The organism is Mycobacterium sp. ELW1, assembly GCF_008329905.1.
GTDB lineage: Bacteria > Actinomycetota > Actinomycetes > Mycobacteriales > Mycobacteriaceae > Mycobacterium.
Map to the genome: position 1 here is coordinate 3,434,989 of NZ_CP032155.1, position 24,702 is coordinate 3,459,690.

A 24,702-nucleotide genomic window follows, 5' to 3' on the forward strand; every position below is an offset into this window, starting at 1 on the left:
TCAGGCCCCCAATCGGGTGAGCAGGGACGAAAGCGCTTCGACCGCATCGATTTTCGCGGTCAGATAACCGTCGGGCTTGGCTGCCGCCTCCGCGACCGCCTTCTCCGGGCCGGCCAGGTAGATCTGGGTCAGACCAGCGGCTCGTGCGGCCGCCACCACATCGGAGACGTCGGTGCCGTAGCGGGCGTCGGTGCCACAGAGCACCGCGACCGAGGCGCCACTGTCGGCGACGGCGGCGGCAACGGTTGCGGCGTCGACGGTGCCCGGGTTGACGGCTTCGATCCCGCCGGAGGCCAGCAGGTTGGCCGCGAACGTCGCACGGATGTTGTTTTCCGCCAGCGGGCCCAGCGGCAGCAACAGCACCTGCGGCCGCCCACCGGTGCGGTCCAGGAAGGCGTCCGAGCGATCCCTCAGCGCTTCGAACCCGGCCGCGTAACGCCGGACGGTCTCCGACGAGTTGTAGTGCGGCAGCGGCGGTTCGGCGAGGTTCGGGAACTCATTGATTCCCGTCACCGGGGTCCGCCGATGGGCGATGTCGTCAGCCCGGCGCGCCCGCACCTGCTCGATCTGCTCGGCGACGTGATCGACGGCCGCGCCGAACCCGCCCCGGGACTCGATGTCCTGGAAGTGCGACCAGGCTTGCGCGGCAAGATTTCCGGTGAGGTCCTCGACGTACCAGGAACCGCCCGCCGGATCGAGCACCCGCCCGACGTGCGACTCCTCCAGCAGCAACAACTGGGTGTTGCGGGCGATGCGGCGGGCGAAACCGGCGCTGACTCCGGGGAACCCGCTGGGGATCGCCACGTCGAACGGCAGCACCGTCACGGTGTCCGCTCCCCCGACCCCGGCGCCGAAGGCTGCCAGCGTGGTGCGGAGCATGTTCACCCACGGGTCGCGTTGGGTCATCATCGGCAGCGAGGTGACCGCATGCACGGTCGCGGCCCCGCTGTCGGGGTGGCCGAGCACATCGGCGATCCGGGCCCAGAGTTGGCGGGCCGCACGGAATTTCGCGATCGTCAGGAACTGGTCGTCGTCAGCCACCAGCCGGAAGCTGACCTGGCGCAGCGCATCGGAGACCTCGACGCCCGCGTCGGACAGGGCCCGCACGTACTCCACCGCGGCCCCCAGCGCACCGGCGAGTTCCCACGCGGCGTTGGCGCCGCGGTTGTGGAACGCCGGTCCGTCGACGGTGATCGCACGAACACCCGCGCCACCTGCCACGTTCGCGGCGACGCGGGTGACCTCGTCGAGGGTTGGTGCGTGGGCGCCGCTGAGCGCCGCGGTGAGCGGGTCGGCACCCAGGTCGATCGACATCGTGGCGCGTTGGGCGTCGTCGGCGCCGGCGATCAGGGTCAGCACCGCCTCGGCGGCGGCGGCGAACTGCGCCCCCGCGTCCAGGATCACCGGCGCGAGCTCGAGGAAGACCCCCTCCAGCAGCCGGTCCAGGTCGGCGGGGGCCACGCCGGTGTCACCGACGCGCAGCACCAGCGCGCTGACACCGTCCCCAAGGGCACTCAGCACCGCGGCGTTGCCGTCGGCGACGGTGCCGGAAACACCGGGCCCGCCGAACACTTCGGCGACTTTCCAGCCTGCGACCACGTCGCGGTGGGCGTCGCCGCCGCGGACGAACGGCCAGGTTCCGGGTAACGGCGATTCGGGCAACTCATCGAGTGCGGTGTAGAGCGGCCGGATCGCAAAGCCCTCGTAAGTCGGTGAGTCCAGCAGACTTTCGGGCTCGGCGGGCAGATCCGCCGGGTCCTTCCGGCTGCTCTTGGCCAGCACGCCGGCCACCGCGGTCCGCCAGCGGGCGCGGGCTTCCTCAACCTCTACTGACACCGGCAACTCCTGTTGTCGCAGCATGGGGCAGTCCGTCGCGGGACCAGCCATCAGACCATCAGGCTAAATGATCACTCCAGCCGTGACGTGGCCGACTACGGCTACCCGTCGGTAACCGGCGTCGCATCGGGCGCGTTCTCACCGGAGGGCCGTAACCTTGGTGAACGTGACGTCGAAGACCCGCAGCACGTGGCGCAGTGTGCGCTCAGCGGTGATCTCCACGGCGCGCCAGGTTTCCCGGACGCGCCTCATCGTCACCGCCGTCGCCGCTGTGATTCTCGTCGCAGTCGTGTTGCTGGTGCCGCTGCCGACCGCGCTGCAGCTGCGGGACTGGGCAACGTCTCTCGGCGTCTGGTTCCCACTGGCCTTCTTCGCCGCCCACATCGTCGTCACGGTGTTCCCGTTCCCGCGCACCGCGTTCACCCTGGCCGCCGGCCTGCTGTTCGGTCCCGCGTTGGGCGTGGGGATCGCGGTGGTGGCCAGTGCGCTCAGCGCGCTGCTCGCCCTGCTGCTGGTGCGCGCCCTGGGCTGGCAGTTCAGCAAGCTGGTCAGCCATCCGGCTCTCGAGTCGGTGGACACCCGGTTGCGTGCCCGCGGCTGGCAGGCGATCTTCTCGCTGCGGATGATCCCCGCCGTACCGTTCTCGGTGCTCAACTATGCCGCCGGCGCATCGGCCGTACGGGTGATGCCGTACCTGTGGGCGACGCTGGCCGGCCTGATCCCGGGCACCACCGCGGTGGTCTTCCTCGGCGATGCCCTGACCGGCAACGTCAGCCCGCTACTGGTGTTGGTGTCGGTGTGCACCGCGGCCGTCGGTATCGCGGGTCTGGTGTACGAGGTCAAGACCCATCGCCGCCACCACCCGGCCGGTCAGGCCGAGGTGCGCGACGGCGATGACGTCGCCGCGAACACCCCGTAGATCCCTACTGCTGTTCGGAACCGTGCCGCGGCGCGTACTGCGGGTCGGCCGGCGGGGCCTGCTGCTCGGACAGCGGCGGATACGACACCGGCGGGGCGATCTGCGGCGGCGGCGGAATCGGAGCGGCGCCCACCGGGGACACGGTTGCGCGGGCCTCGGCCTCGGCCTTCGCCACCGCCTGGGCGATCGCCGGGTCGGTCTGCGTGTCGAACCAGTCGGCGACCTCGGCTGCGTCTTCCTCGTCGGATTTGGCCGGATGGTCGTCGACCGGCGACGGCGTGTAGCGGAACACCCCGTCCTCGCCGGGTGCGCCGAGCATCTTGGTGAAGCCCTGCAGCGCCGAGCCGAAGTCGCTGGGCACCAGCCACACCTTGTTGGCCTCGCCCTTGGCCATCTGCGGCAGCGTCTGCAGGTATTGGTAGGCCAGCATCTCCGGTGTGGGGCGGCCGGCCTTGATCGCGGCGAACGTCTTCTCGATCGCCTTGGCCTGGCCCTGCGCCTGCAGGTAGGACGCGGCCCGTTCACCCTGTGCCCGCAGGATGCGGGATTGCCGCTCGGCCTCGGCGGCCAGGATCGCGGCCTGCTTGGCGCCCTCGGCCGCCAGGATCTGGGCCTGCTTCTGACCCTCGGCCTGCTTGATCGACGCCTCCCGGCTACCTTCCGCGGTGAGGATCATCGCGCGCTTCTCCCGGTCGGCGCGCATCTGCTTCTCCATCGAATCCTGGATGGACGGCGGCGGGTCGATACTGCGCAATTCGACCCGGGCCACCCGAAGGCCCCAGCGTCCGGTGGCTTCGTCGAGCACGCCGCGAAGCTGCCCGTTGATCTGGTCGCGTGATGTCAGGGTCTGCTCGAGGGTCATGCCGCCGACTACGTTACGCAGTGTGGTGGTGGTCAGCTGCTCGACGCCGACGATGTAGTTGCTGATCTGGTACACCGCCGCCTGCGGGTTGGTGACCTGGAAGTAGACGACGGTGTCGATGTTGACGGTCAGGTTGTCCTCGGTGATCACCGGCTGCGGCGGGAAAGACACCACCCGCTCGCGCAGGTCGACGCGGGCGCGGACCTTGTCGATGAACGGGATCAGCAGCGTGAGCTGCCCGGAGACCGTCTTGCTGTAGCGCCCCAGCCGCTCGATGACGGCCGCCTCGGCCTGCGGGATCAGAGCGACGGACTTGGCGACGACGATGATGGCGAAAACCACCAGCACCGCCAGCAGAACCAGACCGGCTATGGCACCGTCCATACGAGTTCTCCTTACTCGTTCTTCCAGACGACCGCGGTGGCACCGTCGATGTGCATGACAGTGACGTGGTCGCCCGGCTCGTAGACATCGTTGTCGTTGTAGGGCCGCGCCGTCCAGATTTCGCCGTCGAGTTTCACCTGGCCTTCATGGCGCGCGACCCGGTCGAGCACCAGCGCGCTCTTGCCTTCCAGCGCCTTGACCGGCTCAGGCAGGCCCTTCCCGCCGGTGAATTTGCGCCGCAGCGCCGGGCGCACGAGTGCCAGGAGTACCACCGAGACCACCAGGAAGACCGCGCCGTCGGCCCACACCGGCCAGTCGAGCAGCCAGCTGGACCCGGCGGCGGCCAGTGCGCCGCCGGAGAGCATCAGCAGGAACATGTCGCCGGTCAGTGCCTCGGCACCGGCAAGACCCAGCGCGAACACGAGCCAGATCAGCGCCGCGGGCATGGCGCCAGGATAGCCCGCGCGGCGCGGAGCGGTTGCGGAAAGCCGGTTCGGTGCCGAACCACTACACTGCGAGCATCATGTGGTGCCCAAGTGTTTCGCTCTCCGTATGGGCCAATGCCTGGCTCGCCGGCAAGGCCGCACCCGACGACGTCCTTGACGCGCTATCGGCCTGGGCTCCAACGCATTCGGTGATCGCCTACGATTCGGTGGCGGCCGGCCATACCGGCCTGCCGTGGCCCGACGTCGACGATGCGGGTGCGGTGTCGCTACTGCAGACGCTGCGTACCGTGGCCGGTCGCTCGCTCGAGGCCGGACCGCCTGCGATCAGCCTGGCGCTGCCGGTGCCCGGCGATGTCCGCGGCCTGGCGGCGGGCACCCAGTTCCAGAGCGACGCCCTGTCTGCCGGTGAGGCGATCATCGTCACCAGCCCGATCGGCGACACCATCGGCCTGGTCCCCGATTTCGAGTACGACGACACCGACGACGAACTACCGGACTGCGATCGGCATCCCGAACTGTGCGCACTGTCCTGGACGGTGTACTCACTGCCGTCGCGCCCCGTCGTCGATCACCTCGACCTCGGCGAGTCGGAATACGGTCTGCGGTCGGCGGTGCGTTCGGCCGCCGAGGCGCTGGGCGCGCTGCAGCTCGGGGCCGCGGGCGGCATCGACGATCCGCGCGGACTGGTCGAGCAGGTGCTGGAAACCGGTCGCCACCATCGTGCTCCCGATCACGCGCCGACGCGGGCGCTTCGGGTGCTGGAGAACGCCGCGCACGTCGACGCGATCATCACGGTCAGCTCGGGGCTCATGCCGATCGGCACGCAGAGCGCGTCGGAAGCTCAGATCGCCAGCGACGCGCTGCGGCCGCTGGCGGCGGTCGTGCGCTCGGCGCGGATCGCGGCGGTCACCGCGATCCTGCACTCGGCCTGGCACTGACCTCACACGCGGGCGTGCAGAACGCGCCGTTGACGCTGCAGCCATAACCCGGAACCGGTTGAGCTCCAACCACCCTCGCGGGTTCGCCGCCGTCACGAACTTCGTCGACGAGATCGAGGACCAGCTTCGCGAACCGGCGCTCGGCATTGGGCGTCGAGGCCCGCGCCAACGCGACGCCAAGGCCCTCGGCCTGCTCGCGCAGTTCGCTGTCCAGGTCCCACACCACCTCGATGTGGTCGGCGACGAAGCCCACCGGGCAGACCACCACGGCCTTCGCGCCCGCTTCGGCCAGCGCTGAGAGGTGATCTCCCACATCGGGTTCCAGCCACGGAACCTGCGGCGGACCCGACCGGGACTGCCAGACCACGTCATAGTCATCGTAGCCGGCCGCGGCGGCCACCAGCGAGGCGGCGTAGCGGACCTGGCGGGCATACAGGTCGGGGCCGCACCGATCGGCGGCCCGCACCGGGATCGAATGCGCGGTGAACACCAGCCGGGCGCCGGCCCGCAGCGGCTCGGGCAGCGTCGCGGCCGCCGCCGCGATGGCGTCGGCGAACATCGCCACCAGCAGTGGATGGTCGAAGAACTGGCGCATCTTGACCAGTTCCGGGGCACCGTCGCCGACCGCCGCGCGGGCTCGGGCGATGTCCTCCTGGTACTGCGTGCACCCGGAGTAGCCGCCCCATGCCGAGGTGGAGAACACCGCGGCTCGCCGCACACCGTCGGACGCCATTGCGGCAACGGTCTCTTCGATCATGGGGTGCCAGTTGCGGTTGCCGAAGTACACCGGCAGCTGTTCGCCGCGCTCGGCGAGTTCGGCGCGGATCTCCTCGATCAGGGCGCGATTGATCCCGTTGATCGGCGAGACACCACCGAAATGCAGATAGTGCTCAGCCACGGCGGTCAGCCGCTCCGGCGGTATCCCGCGGCCGCGGGTGACGTTCTCCAGGAACGGCATCACCTGTTCCGGCCCCTCCGGACCACCGAACGACAGGATCAGCAGCGCATCAAATGTGGTGGGCACGATGGCGGAACTAGAGCAGCTGGGTGCTGGCGCCGCCGTCGGCGAAGATGATGGTTCCGGTGGTGGCGGGCAGCCAGTCGGACAGCAGCGCACACACGGTCTTGGCGACCGGCGTCGGGTCCTTCATGTTCCAGCCGAGCGGGGCACGCTGATCCCAGCCCTCCTCCAGCAGCTGCATCTGCGCACCGGCCTCCTCGCCCAGCGCGCCGCCGACGATGGCACTCATCGCCAGGGTGCGGATCGGACCTGCCGCAACGAGATTGGAGCGCACGCCGACCTTGCCCGCCTCGCGGGCGACGAACCGGTTGACCGACTCCAGCGCGCTCTTGGCGACCGTCATCCAGTTGTAGGCCGGCATCGCGCGGGTGGGGTCGAAGTCCATGCCGACGATCCCGCCGCCCGGATTCATCACCGGCAGAACGGCTTTGGCCAGCGAAGCGTAGGAATACGCCGAGATGTGGATGCCCTTGGCGACGTCTTCGTACGGGGCGTCGAAGAACGGGTTGATACCCATGCCGGTCTGGGGCATGAAGCCGATGGAGTGCACCACGCCGTCGAGCTTGTTGCCTTCGCCGATCACTTCGGTGATCCGGCCGGCCAGGGAATCCAGGTGCTCCTGGTTCTGCACGTCGAGTTCGAGCAGCGGCGCCGGGTTCGGCAGCCGGTCGGCGATCCGCTGGATCAGTTTCATCCGGTCGAAGCCGGTGAGCACCAGTTCGGCGCCGGCCTCCTGCGCCACCTTGGCGATGTGGAACGCGATGGACGAGTCGGTGATGATCCCTGTGACGAGGATCCGCTTGCCCTGCAAAAGTGTCATGCGAAGTCTCTTTCTCGTTGTACCGACCGGGGCCTAGTGGCGCTGTGTCTACCGGGGCCTAGTGGCCCATTCCCATGCCGCCGTCGACCGGGATCACCGCGCCGGCGATGTAGCCGGCGTCCTCCGACGCCAGGAAGCTGACCGCCCCGGCCACATCCTCGGCGGTGCCGACCCGCTTGGCCGGGATGAAGTCCAGCGCGCCGGCCTGGATGCGCTCGTCGAGCGCGCGGGTCATCTCGGTGTCGATGTAGCCAGGCGCCACCACGTTGGCGGTCACGCCGGCCTTGGCCAGTTCACGGGAGATGGACCGGGCCATGCCGATCAGGCCGGCCTTGGCGGCCGCGTAGTTGGCCTGGTTGCCGATCCCCCACATGCCCGATACCGAACCGATGTAGATGATCCGGCCAAACCGCTTGCGCTGCATGCTGCGCGACGCCCGCTGCGTCACCCGGAACGCGCCGGTGAGGTTGGCGTTGATGACCTCTTGGAAGCGCTCTTCGGTCATCCGCATCAGGAACGCATCCTTGGAGATGCCCGCGTTGGACACCAGCACCTCGACCGGTCCCTGGTGTTCCTCGACTTCGGTGAACGCCCGGTCGATGGCTGCGGTGTCGGTGACGTCGCACTCCACCCCGAACAGCCCCTCGGGCACTCCGGAGCCGCGGTGGGTGACGGCGACCTTGTGGCCGTCGGCGGCGAGCCGCTGGGCGATCGCCAGACCGATGCCCCGGTTTCCACCGGTGACAAGGACGGAACGGGAGACAAACGGCGGTTTGCCGGCCGGTTTGACGTCGGCCGATTCTGCGGCAGCGGTTTCGGACATGGGAGCCAACTTAGTGCCTGCCGTCGGCCGGACCGAAATCCGCCACCGGCGATTTCACCGAAATCAGCCCGGCAGGCGCCGGTTGACCAGCAGTGCGGCCAGCGCCGCGAGGGCCAGGACCAACGCACCCAACCGCAGCCAACCGGTGCTCGCGTCACCCTTGGTGGTCTCGTAGCCGATCTGGTCCTGCAGTGAGGTGAAGACCTCCTTGAGCTGCTGCAGGCTCGACGCGGTGTAGGCGCTGCCGCCGGAGAGCTCGGCGATCTTCTTGAGCATCTCGTCGTCGACCGGGACCGGCTGGCGCTGATCGTTGATCTCCACGTAGCCGTACGGGGTGCCGAACGACACCGTGGAGATCGGCACGCCCTGATCCTTGGCCGTGCGGGCGGCGGTGAACGCGCCCTTGGGGTTGTCCGGGTTGGACGGCACTGTTTCCTTGCCGTCGGACATCAGCACGATGCGCGCCGGCGGCGGGGTGTCGCCGCCGCCGATGACCGCGCCGACGGTGGCGATCGCCTGCAGCGAGGTGAAGATCGCCTCGCCGGTGGCGGTGCGGTCAGCCAGCTGCAACTTGTCGATGGCGTTCTTGGTGGCTTCCCGGTTGGTGGTCGGCGACACCAGCACGGTGGCGGTCCCGGCATAGGCGATCAGGCCCAGGTTGATGCCCGGGGTCAGCTGGTCGGCGAACTGCTTGGCGGCCTCCTGTGCGGCGGCCAGCCGGCTCGGCTCGACGTCGGTGGCGCGCATCGACTGCGACACGTCGATGGTCAGCATCACCACGGCGCGGTTGCGCGGGATCCGCACATCGTGCGTCGGGCCGGCCATCGCGATCGTCAGCAGTACCAGCGAGGCGATCAGCAGGATGGCCGACAGGTGCCGCCACTTGTTGGGCCGTTTGGGCGCAACACTTTCCAGCAGCTCCATGTTGGCGAAGCGCAGGAATCGCTTCTGCCGGGCGAACTGCACGACGACGTAGAGCCCGACCAGTCCGGCCACGACGAGCAGGAACAAGAAGAACCACGGGTGTTCGAAGCCGCCCAGCGTCATCGGCCCGAGCAACGGCAGGGTCATTGGCTGCCCGCCAGTGCACCGCGGCGACGGGACGCGACGAACCGCACGATGTCGGCGATCCAGTCGCGGTCGGTGCGCAGGGTCATCAACGGCGCGCCGCAGCGGCGCAACGTGCGCGCCACTTCCTCGCGGTGCACCGCGGCGGCGCGGGCGAAGTCGGAGCGCAGTTGCTCGTCGATGGTGAACTCACGGGTGACACCGGATTCGGTGTCCTGCAGGATCACATCGCCGACCGGGGGCAGTTCGACGTCGCGCGGGTCGAGCACCTCGATGCCGAGCACCTCGTGGCGCGCGGCGATCGCGCGCAGCGGCCGCATCCAGGTGATCGGGCCGAGGAAGTCGCTGATCACCACGGCCATGCCGCGCCGGCGTTCGGGCCTGCGCAGCGCATCGATGGCCGCGGCCAGATCGCCACGCACCCCGGCGGGGGCCTGCGGCATGGTGGCGATCGTCCGCAGCAGAGTCTGCTCGTGCATCCGGCCGGACAGCGCGGGCACACGGGTGATCTTGTCGCCGTTGGCGATGATCGCGCCGATCCGGTTGCCGCCGCCGCTGTTGAGGTAGGTGATCGCCGCCGCGGCGGCCACCGCCAGGTCGCGCTTCTCGCAGCCGGTGGTGCCGAAGTCCAGGCTGGCCGACATGTCGACCACCAGCCAGGTCTCCAGCTCGCGGTCGGCGATCATCTGCCGAACGTGCGGGTGGGTGGTGCGGGCGGTGACCGACCAGTCCATCCGGCGCACATCGTCGCCGGGCTGGTACATCCGCGACTCACCGGGCTCGGAGCCCGGGCCGGGGATCAAGCCGAGATGGTCACCGTGCAGCACTCCGTCGAGCTTGCGCTTGACCGTGAGCTCGAGGGTGCGCAGCGCCGCCGAGAGCTTGGCGTCACCGATCTCACCGCGCTGAAAGGACGGCGGGTGGACGGTTTCGGATTCGCTCACCGACCGTTGGCACCCGCCCCGGCGGGAACCACCGGCGGCGCCGAATGCCCTTGCTGCGAAACGGCATTGACCTGAGGCAGGGCGACCGTTTGCAGGATGCGGTTGATCACAGTCTCGGCCTTGATGTCATCGGCCAGCGCGTCGTAGGTCAGCACCAGCCGGTGGCGCAGGACGTCGGGGATGACGTCGATGACGTCCTGCGGGATGACGTAGTCACGGCCGCGGACCAGCGCCAGTGCGCGGGAGGCGGCGATGATGCCCAGCGACGCACGCGGTGACGCGCCGAACGCGATCCAGGCCTTGACGTCGGGCAGACCGAACTGCTCGGGCCGACGCGTCGCCGTGACGACCCGGACCACGTAGTCGACCAGAGCATGGTGGACGAAGTTGTTGGCCGCGACGTTCTGCAGGCGCAGCAGGTCGCCGGTCTCCAGAATCTGCTTGGGCTCCGGCGGGGTGACACCCATCCGGTAGATGATCTCGCGCTCTTCTTCCGGCGACGGGTAGTCCACGTTGATCTTGAACAGGAAGCGGTCGCGCTGGGCTTCCGGCAGCGGGTAGACACCCTCGTTCTCGATCGGGTTCTGGGTCGCCATCACCAGGAACGGCTTGGGCAGCTCGTAGGTCTTGCCGCCGATGGAGATCTTGCGCTCGGCCATGACCTCCAGCAACGCGGACTGCACCTTTGCCGGGGCGCGGTTGATCTCGTCGGCCAGCAGGAAGTTCACCACCACGGGGCCGAGTTCGATGTCGAATTCTTCCCGGCCCTGGCGGTAGATGCGGGTACCGATGATGTCGGTGGGCACCAGGTCGGGGGTGAACTGGATGCGGGCGAAGGTACCGCCGACCACCTTGGCGAACGTTTCGACCGCCAGGGTCTTGGCGACGCCCGGCACACCTTCGAGCAGCACGTGGCCCTTGGCCAGCAGCCCGACCAGGATCCGCTCGACCAACTGGTCCTGGCCGACGATGATGCGCTTGACCTCGAAGATCGCCCGTTCCAGGGTGTTCACCTCACCGGCCAGACCGTTACCGCCCGACTGTGGGGCGGCCGGGGCTCCGCTCGGCCCGGCAAACGATCCGGGGCCTGCAGGCGACCCACCTGGTGACGTCATCGACTTCCTCCACGAGCTGTTGGTTTTGGCGGGCACGCCGTGCCCTGCCACAACTATTCCAGGCGTTCTGAGATCCGTCGACGTGCCCCATTCGCTGGCGCGTCGAGGAGCTCGCCGTCCGCGCGGACTCTCAGGTCTCGATGATGCGGGTCAGGTACGGCGTCATACCCGCGGTGCGGACCGGGCTGACGGTCACGTGACCGGCCGCCGACGATGCCTCGAGCATCTGCCCGTTGCCCAGGTAGATGGTGACGTGCTGGGTCCCGCCGGGTCCGTAGAAGATCAGATCGCCGCGCTTCGCCTGCGAGGGCGGGATGTGCCGGCCGGCGTTGTACTGGTCACCGGAGTACTTGGGAATCTGCACGCCGACGCCGGCGAAGGCGTAGCGGGTGAAGCCCGAGCAGTCGTAGCCCACCTTGCCGGCGTCTTCCTCCACGCCGGCACTGGGCCCGTTGATCGCGCCGCCACCCCACGAGTACGGCACGCCCTGCTGCGACGCGCCCCGGGCGATGACGTATTCGATGGCCTGCGGTCCGCGGACCCGGCTGCCGGGCAGCGCCGACGGCGAGCCGCCGAAGCCCAGACCGGACAGGAACTTGCGGCCCAGGTCCATGGTCGCCTGGGCGGCCTGCTGTGTGACCTGCAACGAGGCGTTGGCCATCGCGACCGGATCACCGGGGGCGCCCGCGCTCAGGATCTTGGGCAACGTCGGATCCCACTCGCCCGGATCGGCATTGGCCGGGCTGGCGATGCCCAACCCCAGCGTGAGTGCCGTCAGGATCGTCCCGACGAAGAGCCGTCGAGAAGTGTTGCGAGACATGGGTAAAACTCCGTCAGTATTCGATGTAGCGGATGACGAACGGTGTCATGCCGCTGGTACGCACCGGTGAGATCTTGACGTTCGATCCGGTGTAGGGAGCCTCGAGCATCTGGCCCTGGCCCAGGTAGAGCGTCACGTGCTGGCTGCCGCCGGGGCCGTAGAAGATCACGTCACCGCGGCGCATCTGCGAGGACGGGATCTTGCGGCCCATGTTGTATTGCGACCCCGAGTAGTGCGGCAGCTTGATGCCGACGCCGGCGAACGCGTAGAGGATCAGACCCGAGCAGTCGAAGCCGACCGTGCCTGCACCGCTGTCGATCCCGTTGCTGGGGCCGGTGGCGGTGCCGCCACCCCACGAGTAGGGCACGCCCATCTGGGACATGGCGCGTTTGATGACGTACTCGGAGGCCTGCGCGCCGTTGGCATACGGGATCACGCCGTTGGTGATTCCGGTGTCGTCGGGCTTCAGGATGCCGAGCTTCTGCAGGAAGCTCTTGCCCATCTGCTTGGTCGCGTTCAGCGAGGAGGACGAGATCTGCAAGACGGCGTTGATGATCTGGATCGGGTCGCCGGAGACGAAGGCGCTGGGCACCATCGGCAGGGTGGTGTCCCATTCGGAGGCACTGCCGTAGGGCGGGATCGTCCCGCCGCCCGGCGCCTTCGGCGAGCCGGGGGCGGCCGGGTCCCAACGATCCCCCGGGGTCGCCGGGCCGGTCGCCGCCGATTGTGGAACCGCCGCAGGCGAATTCGCGGACGCCGACCACTGCCGAGCGGCGTCGAGCTTGTCCTGGGCGGTTTTGCGCTCGGCGGCCAGCCGGTTGATCTCGGCCTGCTGGTCGGAGAACGTCTGCTTGGCCGCGGTCAGCGCGTCGACCGCGGACTGCTGGCTGGCTTCGGCGTCGGCGAGGGCTTTGTCGGCGTTGTCCTTGGCCAGCCGGGCCGCGGACTCCTGGTTGATCTGTTCAGTGCGAGCCCGCTGCAGGTCGGTCATCACCTGCTGCGAGCTGACGGCCAGGGTCTGCCCCACCGAGGCGGTGGACAGGATGTCCTCGGGGTTGGTCGCCATCACCAGCGACGCGGACGGCCCGTTGATGTAGGTCGCGGCGGCGAAGGTGTCGAATCGCTTCTGGGCGTCGGCAATTGCGGCGTTGGCGTCCTTGACCCCTTGCGCGCTGGCGTCGACCTTCTCCTGGGCGGCGGCCGCCGCGTCACGCGCGGTCTGGACGTCGACGAGTGCTTTGTTGACGCTCTCCTGCTCGGCCTGCACCTTGGCGCCGATGTCCTGAAGCCGCTGGTTGGCGTCGGCCACATCGGCGATCAGCCCCGCGATGGTGGTGGGCGCGGCACCGGGCTCGGCCTGGGCCAGTCCGGGCATCGTGAACGTCATGGCGACGCTGAGCGCCAGCGGGCCCACCGGCTTGGCGATCCGAATGGCCGGCCGGACAAGAGAGCCGCGAAGGGAACGTCTCATTCGACCCTGGTCTCCTCTGCTTCACACGTGCAGTCACGCCAGCAACAGATGTCACATGAGTCACATCATTAACAATGGCGACAGTTGCACCGTACGTCACATTTGTCGCAGAGGAAACTTCCGGCAAGAATTACATGTTTGTCATTTACGGGATGTTGCCGAAAAGTAATCTTATTGATTTGCCAGGGATGGCTATTTTCACTGCTCAGACGCCATTTCGCTAGGTTGCGAACGGCGGGCCCGAAGCTGCAGAACTCGGGTCAAAACAGCCGCTACAGCCACCCCGATCACAAGCGTGATCGTTAATCCGATCCAAGGAAAGTCGGGGGTCTGCAATTGATCGACAAATGCCTGCGTACCGACCACCGGATTGGGCGCGGTCTTGGCCACGTCCTGACCGGCCTCGAGGATGACGCGGTCATAGGTGGTGCTGTACGTCCCCGCCCATCCGGGGCTGAGGACGAGCACCGTCGAGCCGGGAGTGTCCTGCCCGATCTCGGTGGCGATATCGCGCAGTGGGGTGTCGATCGCCGGGCTCTTGTCCATCACGACGACCTTGAGATCGATGCCGTGTTCCTTGGCCGAGGCCACCACCTTCTGGAGGGCGGCGACATCGGCGGCCGGCGCAGCGACACCGTCGGCGGCAACATCGGCCTTGACCGCGGCCAGACACTGGTCGACCGGAGTCGACGGGGCCAGCCCGGCACTGCTGCACACCTCCACCGGGATGAAGGTCGGCGCGTGCGGAATCGTCACGGTCCAAAACGGTACCGCGCGGCCCACCCCGGGGTGGCACCACGCGCCGGAGAAGACAAGACTGGGTGTCGGCCCGCCGGCCGTGGCGGGCATCGAACCACCCGTTTAACAGGACAACCGTACTGTTAGTATGGAGACGGATGTCGACACAGCCCGTCGGCATCGAGGACAACGCCGGGAGTTGATGTGAGCAGCGAAAATTCGTCGAATTCGTCCCTGAACACGTTCGAAGCGCGCGACACCTTGAAGGTCGGCGACAACAGCTACGAGATCTACCGCCTCGACGCGGTCCCCGGCACGGAGAAACTTCCCTACAGCCTCAAGGTGCTGGCCGAGAACCTGTTGCGCACCGAGGACGGCGCCAACATCACCAAAGACCACATCGAGGCGATCGCGAACTGGGATCCCTCGGCCGAGCCGAGCATCGAGATCCAGTTCACGCCGGCCCGCGTGCTGATGCAGGACTTCACCGGCGTCCCCTGCATCGTCGACCTGGCCACCATGCGGGAAGCCGTCGCCGCGCTGGGCGGCGACCCGGACAAGGTCAACCCGCTCTCGCCCGCCGAGATGGTGATCGACCACTCCGTGATCCTCGACGTGTTCGGCACCGCCGATGCCTTCGAGAGGAACGTCGAACTCGAATACGAGCGCAACGGCGAGCGCTACCAGTTCCTCCGGTGGGGTCAGGGCGCCTTCGATGATTTCAAGGTGGTCCCGCCCGGCACCGGCATCGTGCACCAGGTCAACATCGAGTACCTGGCCCGGGTGGTCTTCGAGCGCAACGGCGTCGCCTACCCCGACACCTGTGTGGGCACCGACAGCCACACCACGATGGAAAACGGCCTGGGCGTGCTGGGCTGGGGCGTCGGCGGTATCGAGGCCGAGGCCGCGATGCTGGGCCAGCCGGTGTCGATGCTCATCCCCCGCGTCGTCGGCTTCAAGCTGACCGGCGAGATCAAGCCGGGTGTCACGGCCACCGACGTCGTGCTCACGGTCACCGACATGCTGCGCAAGCACGGTGTGGTCGGCAAGTTCGTCGAGTTCTACGGCAAGGGCGTTGCCGAGGTGCCGCTGGCCAACCGCGCCACGCTGGGCAATATGAGCCCCGAATTCGGTTCCACCGCAGCGATTTTCCCGATCGACGACGAGACCATCAAGTACCTGCGGCTGACCGGGCGGACCGACGAGCAGCTGGCGCTGGTCGAGGCTTACGCCAAAGCCCAGGGCATGTGGCACAACCCGGACTCCGAGCCGGTGTTCTCCGAGTACCTGGAGCTGGATCTGTCCACCGTGGTGCCGTCCATCGCCGGGCCGAAGCGCCCGCAGGACCGGATCGAGCTGACGGACGCCAAGAACGCGTTCCGCAAGGACATCCACAACTACGTCGAGGAGAACCACCCCACTCCGGAGACGAAGCTCGACGAGGCGGTCGACGAGTCGTTCCCGGCCAGCGACCCGGTGTCGCTGTCCTTCGCCGACGACGGCGCGGTTGATGCGCGTCCGTCGGCGGCCAACGGATCCGAGGGCCGGCCGAGCAAGCCGATCACGGTGAAATCCGCCGAACGCGGCGAGTTCGTCCTCGACCACGGCGCCGTCGTGGTTGCAGGCATCACCTCGTGCACGAACACCTCCAACCCGTCGGTCATGCTGGGAGCCGCACTGCTGGCCAAGAAGGCCGTCGAGAAGGGCCTGACCTCCAAGCCGTGGGTGAAGACCAACATGGCTCCCGGCTCCCAGGTGGTCACCGACTACTACAACAAGGCCGGCCTGTGGCCGTACCTGGAGAAGCTCGGCTACTACCTGGGCGGGTACGGCTGCACGACGTGCATCGGCAATACCGGCCCGCTGCCCGACGAGATCTCGGCCGCGATCAACGACAACGACCTCTCGGTGACCGCCGTGCTGTCCGGCAACCGCAACTTCGAGGGCCGCATCTCCCCCGACGTCAAGATGAACTACCTGGCGTCGCCGCCGCTGGTGATCGCGTACGGCATCGCGGGCACGATGGACTTCGACTTCGAGGTTGATCCGCTCGGGCAGGACACCGAGGGCAACGACGTCTTCCTGAAAGACATCTGGCCGACGACCGCGGAGATCGAAGACACCATCGCGTCCTCGATCAACCGGGAGATGTTCACCGACAGCTACGCCGACGTCTTCAAGGGCGACGACCGCTGGCGCTCGCTGCCCACCCCCGAGGGCAACACCTTCGAGTGGGACGAGGCCTCGACCTACGTCCGCAAGGCTCCGTACTTCGACGGCATGCCCGCCGAGCCGCAGCCGGTCAAGGACATCACCGGGGCCAGGGTGCTTGCCCTGCTTGGCGATTCGGTCACCACCGACCACATCAGCCCCGCCGGGAGCATCAAGAAGGGCACCCCGGCCGCGCAGTACCTGGAGGCCAATGGCGTCGAGCCCAAGGACTTCAACTCGCTGGGGTCGCGCCGCGGTAATCACGAGGTGATGATCCGTGGCACGTTCGCGAATATTCGGTTGAAGAACCAGTTGCTCGACGACGTGTCCGGCGGCTACACGCGCGATTTCACCCAGCCGGACGGGCCGCAGGCGTTCATCTACGACGCCGCGCAAAACTATGCGGCACAGAACATTCCGCTGGTGGTGCTGGGCGGAAAAGAGTACGGCTCCGGCTCGTCGCGCGACTGGGCGGCCAAGGGCACCAGCCTGCTGGGTGTGCGCGCGGTGATCACCGAGTCCTTCGAGCGCATCCACCGGTCGAACCTGATCGGCATGGGTGTGATCCCGCTGCAGTTCCCGGCCGGTGAGTCGGCGGCGTCGCTGAAGCTGGACGGCACCGAGGTCTTCGATATCACCGGGATCGAGGAGCTGAACAACGGCAAGACGCCGAAGACCGTTCACGTCACGGCGACGAAGGCCGATGGGTCCGCGGTGGAGTTCGACGCTGTGGTCCGCATCGACACCCCCGGCGAGGCCGACTACTACCGCAACGGCGGCATCCTGCAGTACGTGTTGCGCAACATGCTGCGGACCGGCTAGCGCCGACGTGCCCAGGGTCAGCGAGGATCATCTGGCGGCCCGCCGCCGCCAGATCCTCGACGGCGCACGGCGCTGCTTCGCCGAGTACGGCTACGAGCAGGCGACCGTGCGCCGGCTGGAGCAGACCATCGGTCTGTCACGCGGTGCGATCTTCCATCACTACCGCGACAAGGACACGTTGTTCTTCGCCCTCGCCCGCGAGGATGCCGCTCGGATGGCCGAGGTGGCGGCACGCGAGGGCCTCATCCAGGTGATGCGGGAGATGCTGGCCGCGCCCGATCAATTCGATTGGCTGGCCACACGATTGGAGATCGCCCGCAAGCTGCGCAACGACCCGGTTTTTCATCAGGGCTGGGTGGAGCGCTCAGCGGAGTTGGCCTCGGCGACCTCGGAGCGGTTGCGCCAGCAGAAGCAGGCCGGCCGGCTGCGCGACGACGTGGCACCCGACGTATTGCAGTGCTACCTGGACCTGGTGCTCGACGGACTGGTCGCACGGCTGGCGACGGGCGAGGACCCCCAGCGACTTTCGGCAGTGCTGGACCTGGTGGAGGATTCGGTGCGGGCCGACGACGCAGGCCGCCGGGCCTGACGGCACGCCACCGACCGGGCTAGCCGATCTGCTCCCGCAGGGACGCGAAATCGGCGAGGTCCCACACGTGGGTGAACCTGTTGCCCTCGACGCGGTAGATGGTGAACTCGGAGATGGTCACGGTACGGCCGGTCGGCTCGATCCCCTCGAAGACGCCGCGGTGGGTGCCGGTGACAGAGAAGTTCAGTGAGATGTGCGTCGCGTCGATGATCATGTTGCGCACCGTCCAACGCCAGTCCGGGAACGCCGCGACCAGTGGGGCGAACTGCGCGGTGACCGTCCGCGCGTCGGTGGGCGTGTCGTTGATGGAGATGATCGGGGCGTAGAACGTCGTCATGCGTTCGAAGTCATGATCGTTACAGGCGACGAGGTAGTCGAGATACAGGGACCGGAGCCGCTCGACGTCGCTTACCATCGTCTCGTTTCTGTTGTGCACTGTGCGCCAAACCTTTTCGCAGACGCGCGCCAGTGGGGTCGAGCGCTAGCGACGCGTGACGTGGTTGGGGCCGCCGCGGCTGCGCATCGTGGTCCCGGACTCGCGCAGCAGCGCGTGGATCGAACCGTACGAACGACCCGTCGACGCCACCAGCGTGCGAATGCTCGCGCCGCCCTCGTAGGCATTTCGCAGAGTGTCCAGCAACTGGTCTCGAGCTTCGTTGGGCTTCCTCATGATCACCCTCCCCGGTGAATCCGCGCCGATAGGCATGAGAGTAGAAGCGCGGGTCGGCGAGTTGGGGGGAATGACCGAAATCGTTTATGCCAGTTGTCAGGCGAGCTCGATGAGGTCCCGGTACTCGTCGGACCAGAAATCCTCGGTGCCGTCCGGGAGCAGCACCACCCGTTGCGGGTCGAGCGCTTCGGCGGCGCCCGGATCGTGGGTCACCAGCACGACTGCACCCTGGTAACTGCGCAGCGCGTCCAGAACCTGTTCGCGGGACGCGGGATCGAGGTTGTTGGTCGGCTCGTCGAGCAGCAGCACGTTCGCCGTCGACGCGACCAGACCCGCCAATGCCAGCCGGGTCTTCTCACCGCCGGACAGCGTGCCGGCCGGCTGTTCGAGCTGCGGACCGGTGAACATGAACGCGCCGAGCAGGCCGCGCAGGTCCTGCTCGCCGGTGTCCGGGGCGGCGTGGCGGATGTTCTCCCACACCGTCGCGTTGTTGTCGAGCGTGTCGTGTTCCTGTGCGAAATAACCGATCTTGAGCCCGTGGCCGGGTTCCAGTCCACCGGCATCGGGTGTTTCGGTGCCGGCGATCAACCGGAGCAGCGTGGTTTTACCGGCGCCGTTGAGGCCCAGCACCACGACGCGTGAGCCGCGGTCGATCGCGAGGTCGACGCCGGTGAACACCTCGAGGGAGCCGTAGTTCTTGGTCAGGCCTTTGACGACCAGCGGTGTCTTGCCGCACGGCGCGGGCGTCGGGAACTTGATCCGGGCCACCTTGTCGGCCACCCGCTCGGCGTCCAATTCGGCCATCATCCGCTCGGCGCGGCGCAGCATGTTCTGTGCGGCAACGGCTTTGGTGGCCTTCGCGCCCATCTTGGCGGCCTGGGTACGCAGCGCGCTGGCCTTCTTCTCGGCATTGGCGCGTTCACGGCGCCGGCGCTGCTCGTCGGTGGCCCGGGCGTCGAGATACTTCTGCCAGCCCATGTTGTAGACGTCGGCCTCGCCGCGCACGGCGTCGAGGAACCACACCCGGTTGACCACATCGGCGAGCAGGTCGACGTCGTGGCTGATCACGACAAGCCCGCCGCTGTGGTTCTGCAGGAAACCTCGCAGCCAGCCGATCGAGTCGGCATCGAGGTGGTTGGTGGGCTCGTCGAGCAGCAGGGTGGTGGCCGAACCGGAGCCAGTATCACTGGCGGCGAACAGGATCCGGGACAGCTCGACGCGCCTGCGCTGACCGCCGGACAGGGTGCGCAGCGGCTGGGTGAGCACCCGGTCGGGCAGACCGAGGCTCGCGCAGATGCGGCCCGCTTCGCTCTCGGCGGCGTACCCGCCGAGGGCGGCGAAGCGTTCCTCGAGCTGGCCGTAGCGGCGCACCGCCTTGTCGCGGGCGGCCTCGTCGACCACCTCGGCCATCAACACCTGCTGCTTCTCCAGATCCGACAGCAGCGTGTCCAGGCCGCGCGCCGACAGCACCCGGTCGCGGGCCAGCACGTCGAGGTCGCCTTCGCGAGGATCCTGCGGCAGGTAGCCGACGTCACCGGTGCGCACGACGGTGCCCGCGTAGGGCTCGCCCTCCCCCGCCAGGATGCGCATCGTCGTCGTCTTGCCTGCGCCGTTGCGGCCGACCAGACCGATGCGGTCGCCGGGCTGGATGCGCAGCGCCGGGCCTTCGGCGAGAAGCAGTGTGCGCGCGCCGGCGCGGACCTCCAGGTCCGTTGCGGTAATCACGCGCGCTACTCCTCTGTCTTCATCCCCGGGTCGCTTCGCTCCTGCCCCGAGGTGCTCTTACTTGTCGTCGGTGAAGACCGGGGCGCGGTTCTCGGCGCGCGCAGCAACCGCCTCTTCGAAGTTGGCGGTAAGCAGGCGCACATAAAGCTGCCCGAGGCCCTCGGCCTGCATATGCCCTTCCAGGCTACCGGCGTCTAGTCCACTCCACAGCGTCCGCTTGGTCAACTCGGTTCCGGGCCGGGAGAACGCCGCGATGCGGGCAGCGATCTCGAAGGCGGCCGGCAGCAGCTCCTCGTCGGGCACCTGACGGGACACCAGTCCGATCCGTTCGGCCTCCTGGGCGTCGACGTCACGCCCGGTGAGCATGATCTCGAAGGCCCGCGACGAGCCGATCGCCCGTGGCAGCAGATAGCTCAGTCCCAGTTCACTGGCGGTCAGCCCGTTATTGATGCCGGCCGCGCGGAAGTAGGCGCCGCTGGCCGCCACCCGGATGTCGGCGGCCAGGGCCAGACATAACCCGCCGCCGATCGCCGCGCCGTTCACCGCGGCGATGATCGGCTGGTGCAGCTTGCGCATGGCGAGAATCACATCGTCAAGCACGTCCATCGACCGCAGTCCGAACGACGGGCGGGTCAGCCCGGCGACGTGCGGGACCGAGCCTGCGGACTTGTGGTCGGCGCCCGACGAGAATCCCCGGCCGGCGCCGGTCAGCACGACCGCGCGCACGTCGTTGTCGTGCTTGAGTTCGGTGAGGACTTCCCGCAGCGGCAGCATGACGTCGAACGCCATGGAGTTCATCCGCTCGGGCCGGTTCAGGGTGACCAGAGCGATGTTGGGCTGCGGTTTTTCGACGAGGACGAAACCTGTGTCACGAATCACCCGTGCACGGTAACCCGCCTACTAGGTCAGGCGTCCTCGGACTGGGACGAGACTGCCGAGTCGACGTCGAACTCCTTGACCTGGCGGATGAGGTCCTCCAGCGCGGCGGGCGGAAGCGCACCGGCCTGGTTGAAGATCAGCTTGCCCTTCTTGAACGCCATCAGCGTCGGGATGGAGCGGATCTCGGCGGCGGCCGCCAGTTCCTGCTCGGCCTCGGTGTCGACCTTGCCGTAGACGACGTCCGGGTGCTGTTCCGACGACGCGGTGAAGGTCGGGGCGAAAGCCCGGCACGGTCCGCACCACGACGCCCAGAAGTCAACCAGCACGATGTCGTTGCCGGTGATGGTGTCGTTGAAGTTCTGTGCGGTCAGGTCTTGGGTAGCCACGTCAGTCCTAACGTCTGGTTGTCGCTGTGTGTTCCCTGTAGCTCTCAATACAAACGGGGTGGCTCTCAATACAAACGGGCCAGCGCACTGGCCGCATCGAAACCGCCGAACTCGTCGAGCTTGCCGTCGCGCAGGTGGTTGACCCACGCCGGGTCGGCGAGCAGGGCACGCCCGACCGCGACGATGTCGAACTCGCCTGCCTCGAACTGGTCGAGCAGCCGGTCGATGGGCGACCGCGGGATCGGCCCGCCGCCCGCACCGGGGTTGAACTCGGTCTCCAGGCCCACCGACCCGACGGCGATGACGGGCAGGCCGGTCATCTTCTTGGTCCAGCCGGCCAGGCTCAGTTGCGGGTCCTCGCCGGGGAAGCCCGGCAGGTAGTGCCGTCGCGTCGACGGGTGCAGTATGTCCACGCCGGCCTCGACCAGCGGGGCCAGCAGTTGCTCGAGTTCTGCTGCGCTGCCGGCCACCTGCGCGTCGTAGCGGTTCATCTTCCACTGCGAGAAGCGGTAGATGATCGGGAAGCCGGGACCCACGGCCGCACGCACCGCAGCGACCACCTCGGCCGGGAACCGGGTGCGCGCCGCCAGCGAGCCGCCGTAGCCGTCGGTGCGGTGATTGGTGTGCTCCCAGAGGAATTGGTCGAGCAGGTAGCCGTGGGCGCCGTGGATCTCGACGGCGTCGAAGCCGGCCGCCGCAGCGTTGGCAGCCGCCAGCGCGTACGCCTGCGCGAGCGCAGGCAACTCTTCGGCGTCCAGCGCGCGGCCGGTCGCTCCGCCGCCGATGTCGATGCCCGAGGGGCTGACCGGCGTCTGGTCGGGACGGTCCCCGTCGTGGACACCGCGCGCGACGCCCTGATGCCAGAGCTGGGCGGCGATCGTCGCACCCTCGGCGTGCACGGCGTCGGTGACTGCGCGCCAGCCGGCCAGCACGTCGTCGCCGTCCAGGTTCGGGATGCGGTCCGGCCAGCCGGCGGCGGGATGCGGGATCCGAACGCCCTCAGTGATGATCAGTCCGGTTCCGCCGGCCGCGCGGCGGCCGTAGTAGGCGGCGACGTCGGCTCCCGGGACACCGTCCGGCGATGCGGCGCGGGTCATCGGTGCCATCGCAAACCGGTTGGGCACGGTCAGCGATCCGACGGTCAACGGGGTGAACAGCTCCTGCACGCGGGCATCATCCATGATCGTGTGCAACACCGCCGTCGACCGCGTTGATTCCGCGCCGGAAGAAGTCGGCGATGTCGGTGGCGAGGGTGTCGACGTCGGCGGCGAGATCGAGTGCGCGCACGGCGCCGAAGGGCGCGTTCCACAGCGGCCCGGTGCGCGGTGCGGTGGTGAAGTCCCACGGGCCGACGTAGGCGTACGGCAGTTCGTGGAAATCGTCGCCTGCCGAGACCCCGTAATTGACCTCGTCGACTGTGGCCGCGACGTCGAGGTGTTCGGGCCAGAGCACCGGATGCGCTTCTGGCAGAGCGGCTTTGATCGCGAACCCGCCGGCGTACAGGCTGCGGTAGATGGTGTCGGCGGCGCCGGTGTCGATGTCGAGAACGGTGTCGGGCTCCAATTCGGCGACCGCGCGATACACCGAGGCGGGCGGCGGACCGACATCGAGCCCGGTGGCGGCGGCCAGGTCACGCACCCGGCCCGCCAGCGGGATGCTGCCATCCGGCCACACCAGCGTGGTCCCGCGCACCGCGACCGCCAGCGTGGTGGCGGTGAAGCCATCCGGACGAACAGCCAGCCGGATCGTCCCCGTCGCGCGGTACTGCGGCCCGGCAAGGAAACTCTCGGCGACGCCGTGCAATTGACGCCGGGCGGCCACCACTGTGGGTTCTGCGATCACTGCGCCGTTCCTCGGGTGCGCTCGATCAGCGCCACCGCACGCTCGCGGGCGCGATCGGCGTTGGTGAGCAATTGATCTCGGCGGCCGGGCCACCAGAACAGCTCGAAGCCCAGCAGCACCAGGTACACGCAGGACGCGATAAGGTCACGCGTCGAGCCGAATACCGCGTCCCACGCGGTAATTCCGATCGCGACCACGAGGATCAGGGGCAGCACCCACCGGAATGGCCGCCCGGTCTCGGCGGACCTGCGCAGGCCGTCGGCGTAGTCCACCACCGGCTGCGCCAGGGCGGGGTCGCCGATACGGCCGCCCCAGCGGGTGACCCCGGCTACGCGCACTCGATGCTCCCCGGTCAGCGCCGTGGCGCCGGGCCAGTACCTGGCCATCCGCAGTCCCAGCCAGATGCCGTAGATCACCGCGACGATGGCGCCGGCCAGCAATCCGGCGAACCACCAGCCGGAGTCCAGCCACGCCAACAGGCCGATGACGACACCGGCGCCCACGCCGACCATGACAGCCCGCATGACTGCGCCGCCGCGCCACATGAAGGCGGGGACGGTGAGCATCAGCTCAGATTAGACAGTGAATCCCAGCGCGCGGAGCTGTTCGCGGCCGTCCTCGGTGATCTTGTCCGGGCCCCACGGCGGGTTCCACACCCAGTTGATCTTGGCCTCACTGACCAGGCCGGCCCCGACCAGCGCGGTGAGCGTCTGGTCTTCGATCACATCGGTCAGCGGGCAGGCCGCCGAGGTCAGTGTCATGTCGATGAGCGCCACCGTTCCGGCGTCGCCCTTCTCGACGTTGAGGTCGTAGACCAGGCCGAGGTCGACGACGTTGATCCCCAGTTCGGGATCCACCACGTCGCGCATGGCTTCCTCGATGTCGTCGAGCAGCGGATTGGGCAGCTGATCGGAATCAGTCATCGCTTGTCCTCCAAGTCTTTTCGATGCGATGCCTGGGCCACCGCGTCTTTGAACGCCAGCCAGCCCAGCAGCGCGCACTTCACCCGGGCCGGATACTTCGCCACACCGGCGAACGCCACTCCGTCGCCGAGCACGTCCTCGTCGCCCTCGACGGTTCCCCGCGACGACACCATCTCGGTGAACGCCGCCACCGTCTTCAGGGCGTCCCCGACGGTCAGCCCGATCACCTGGTCGGTCAGCACCGAGGTGGCCGCCTGGCTGATCGAGCACCCCTGGCCGTCGTAGGAGATATCGATGACCTGTTCGCCGTCCTCGGACAGCGCCACCCGCAACGTCACTTCGTCGCCGCACGTCGGATTGACGTGATGCACCTCGGCGCCGAACGGCTCACGCAGCCCGCGGTGGTGTGGGTGCTTGTAGTGGTCCAGGATCACTTCCTGGTACATCTGC

General features: G+C 68.1%; 26 protein-coding genes. 4 read left to right on the plus strand and 22 right to left on the minus strand.

The window, feature by feature from the left end; all coding sequences use genetic code 11:
- Positions 1–1,860 (minus strand): methylmalonyl-CoA mutase small subunit, encoded by a 1,860-nt coding sequence (gene mutA / locus D3H54_RS16185; RefSeq protein ID WP_149379903.1) that lies wholly within the window; start codon positions 1,858–1,860, stop codon positions 1–3.
- 142 nt (positions 1,861–2,002) lie between these two features.
- On the opposite strand from mutA, the gene D3H54_RS16190 reads away from it, so the two are divergent.
- Positions 2,003–2,755 (plus strand): TVP38/TMEM64 family protein, encoded by a 753-nt coding sequence (locus D3H54_RS16190; protein ID WP_168214881.1) that lies wholly within the window; start codon positions 2,003–2,005, stop codon positions 2,753–2,755.
- Between the two features lie 4 nt (positions 2,756–2,759).
- Here D3H54_RS16190 and D3H54_RS16195 read toward each other — a convergent pair whose 3' ends face one another.
- Positions 2,760–4,001, minus strand: a complete 1,242-nt coding sequence (locus tag D3H54_RS16195) for an SPFH domain-containing protein (protein ID WP_149379904.1) — start codon at positions 3,999–4,001, stop codon at positions 2,760–2,762.
- A gap of 11 nt (positions 4,002–4,012) precedes the next feature.
- On the minus strand, positions 4,013–4,447 hold the full coding sequence (locus tag D3H54_RS16200; protein WP_149379905.1) for an NfeD family protein: 435 nt from the start codon (positions 4,445–4,447) through the stop codon (positions 4,013–4,015).
- 77 nt (positions 4,448–4,524) lie between these two features.
- On the opposite strand from D3H54_RS16200, the gene D3H54_RS16205 reads away from it, so the two are divergent.
- Positions 4,525–5,385 (plus strand): Rv1486c family protein, encoded by an 861-nt coding sequence (locus D3H54_RS16205; protein WP_149379906.1) that lies wholly within the window; start codon positions 4,525–4,527, stop codon positions 5,383–5,385.
- Here the strand turns inward: D3H54_RS16205 and D3H54_RS16210 are convergent.
- The 9 genes from D3H54_RS16210 to D3H54_RS16250 form a co-directional block, all read right to left on the minus strand.
- On the minus strand, positions 5,354–6,409 hold the full coding sequence (locus tag D3H54_RS16210) for a ferrochelatase (protein ID WP_149379907.1): 1,056 nt from the start codon (positions 6,407–6,409) through the stop codon (positions 5,354–5,356). The two genes, D3H54_RS16205 and D3H54_RS16210, sit on opposite strands and share 32 nt — an antisense overlap.
- Before the next feature lie 10 nt (positions 6,410–6,419).
- Positions 6,420–7,226: an NADH-dependent enoyl-ACP reductase InhA gene (gene inhA, locus D3H54_RS16215; protein ID WP_149379908.1), complete on the minus strand. Its 807-nt coding sequence runs from the start codon at positions 7,224–7,226 to the stop codon at positions 6,420–6,422.
- A 58-nt stretch (positions 7,227–7,284) separates the two neighbouring features.
- Positions 7,285–8,049 (minus strand): 3-oxoacyl-ACP reductase FabG1, encoded by a 765-nt coding sequence (fabG1, locus tag D3H54_RS16220; protein WP_149379909.1) that lies wholly within the window; start codon positions 8,047–8,049, stop codon positions 7,285–7,287.
- A 63-nt stretch (positions 8,050–8,112) separates the two neighbouring features.
- Positions 8,113–9,120 carry a VWA domain-containing protein gene (locus tag D3H54_RS16225; protein WP_149379910.1) on the minus strand — a complete coding sequence of 336 codons (1,008 nt, stop codon included), beginning with the start codon at positions 9,118–9,120 and terminating at the stop codon, positions 8,113–8,115.
- A complete protein-coding gene (locus D3H54_RS16230) occupies positions 9,117–10,061 on the minus strand; it encodes a DUF58 domain-containing protein (protein ID WP_149379911.1) in 945 nt (314 codons plus the stop codon). The genes D3H54_RS16225 and D3H54_RS16230 overlap by 4 nt, the downstream gene beginning before the upstream one ends.
- Positions 10,058–11,176, minus strand: a complete 1,119-nt coding sequence (gene moxR1, locus D3H54_RS16235) for a chaperone MoxR1 (RefSeq protein WP_149379912.1) — start codon at positions 11,174–11,176, stop codon at positions 10,058–10,060. Before moxR1 ends, D3H54_RS16230 begins: the two co-directional genes overlap by 4 nt.
- A 130-nt stretch (positions 11,177–11,306) precedes the next feature.
- A complete protein-coding gene (gene ripB / locus D3H54_RS16240) occupies positions 11,307–11,996 on the minus strand; it encodes an NlpC/P60 family peptidoglycan endopeptidase RipB (protein WP_149379913.1) in 690 nt (229 codons plus the stop codon).
- A 13-nt stretch (positions 11,997–12,009) separates the two neighbouring features.
- Positions 12,010–13,467 (minus strand): NlpC/P60 family peptidoglycan endopeptidase RipA, encoded by a 1,458-nt coding sequence (gene ripA / locus D3H54_RS16245; RefSeq protein WP_149379914.1) that lies wholly within the window; start codon positions 13,465–13,467, stop codon positions 12,010–12,012.
- Positions 13,468–13,665: 198 nt separating this feature from the next.
- Positions 13,666–14,223: an Rv1476 family membrane protein gene (locus tag D3H54_RS16250; RefSeq protein WP_149379915.1), complete on the minus strand. Its 558-nt coding sequence runs from the start codon at positions 14,221–14,223 to the stop codon at positions 13,666–13,668.
- A 186-nt stretch (positions 14,224–14,409) separates the two neighbouring features.
- On the opposite strand from D3H54_RS16250, the gene D3H54_RS16255 reads away from it, so the two are divergent.
- Positions 14,410–17,238, plus strand: a complete 2,829-nt coding sequence (locus D3H54_RS16255; RefSeq protein ID WP_149379916.1) for an aconitate hydratase — start codon at positions 14,410–14,412, stop codon at positions 17,236–17,238.
- Between the two features lie 7 nt (positions 17,239–17,245).
- Positions 17,246–17,827, plus strand: coding sequence for a TetR/AcrR family transcriptional regulator (locus D3H54_RS16260; RefSeq protein WP_149379917.1), 582 nt, complete (start codon positions 17,246–17,248; stop codon positions 17,825–17,827).
- 19 nt (positions 17,828–17,846) lie between these two features.
- Here D3H54_RS16260 and D3H54_RS16265 read toward each other — a convergent pair whose 3' ends face one another.
- The 10 genes from D3H54_RS16265 to sufU form a co-directional block, all read right to left on the minus strand.
- Positions 17,847–18,242 (minus strand): ester cyclase, encoded by a 396-nt coding sequence (locus D3H54_RS16265; protein WP_149379918.1) that lies wholly within the window; start codon positions 18,240–18,242, stop codon positions 17,847–17,849.
- A 66-nt stretch (positions 18,243–18,308) separates the two neighbouring features.
- Complete coding sequence (locus tag D3H54_RS16270) at positions 18,309–18,497, minus strand: helix-turn-helix domain-containing protein (protein WP_036345465.1); 189 nt, start codon at positions 18,495–18,497, stop codon at positions 18,309–18,311.
- 96 nt (positions 18,498–18,593) lie between these two features.
- Positions 18,594–20,222, minus strand: a complete 1,629-nt coding sequence (locus D3H54_RS16275; RefSeq protein WP_149379919.1) for an ABC-F family ATP-binding cassette domain-containing protein — start codon at positions 20,220–20,222, stop codon at positions 18,594–18,596.
- 57 nt (positions 20,223–20,279) lie between these two features.
- Positions 20,280–21,101, minus strand: a complete 822-nt coding sequence (locus tag D3H54_RS16280) for an enoyl-CoA hydratase (RefSeq protein WP_149379920.1) — start codon at positions 21,099–21,101, stop codon at positions 20,280–20,282.
- A 26-nt stretch (positions 21,102–21,127) separates the two neighbouring features.
- On the minus strand, positions 21,128–21,487 hold the full coding sequence (gene trxA / locus D3H54_RS16285) for a thioredoxin (protein ID WP_115319798.1): 360 nt from the start codon (positions 21,485–21,487) through the stop codon (positions 21,128–21,130).
- 65 nt (positions 21,488–21,552) lie between these two features.
- Positions 21,553–22,668 carry an oxidoreductase gene (locus D3H54_RS16290; RefSeq protein WP_168214882.1) on the minus strand — a complete coding sequence of 372 codons (1,116 nt, stop codon included), beginning with the start codon at positions 22,666–22,668 and terminating at the stop codon, positions 21,553–21,555.
- Positions 22,661–23,329, minus strand: a complete 669-nt coding sequence (locus D3H54_RS31265) for a hypothetical protein (protein WP_168214883.1) — start codon at positions 23,327–23,329, stop codon at positions 22,661–22,663. The genes D3H54_RS16290 and D3H54_RS31265 overlap by 8 nt, the downstream gene beginning before the upstream one ends.
- Positions 23,326–23,895, minus strand: coding sequence for a hypothetical protein (locus tag D3H54_RS16295; RefSeq protein ID WP_149379921.1), 570 nt, complete (start codon positions 23,893–23,895; stop codon positions 23,326–23,328). The genes D3H54_RS31265 and D3H54_RS16295 overlap by 4 nt, the downstream gene beginning before the upstream one ends.
- Positions 23,896–23,904: 9 nt before the next feature.
- Positions 23,905–24,252 carry a metal-sulfur cluster assembly factor gene (locus D3H54_RS16300; protein ID WP_149379922.1) on the minus strand — a complete coding sequence of 116 codons (348 nt, stop codon included), beginning with the start codon at positions 24,250–24,252 and terminating at the stop codon, positions 23,905–23,907.
- Positions 24,249–24,698, minus strand: a complete 450-nt coding sequence (sufU, locus tag D3H54_RS16305; protein ID WP_210419740.1) for a Fe-S cluster assembly sulfur transfer protein SufU — start codon at positions 24,696–24,698, stop codon at positions 24,249–24,251. The genes D3H54_RS16300 and sufU overlap by 4 nt, the downstream gene beginning before the upstream one ends.
- Positions 24,699–24,702: the final 4 nt, after the last annotated feature.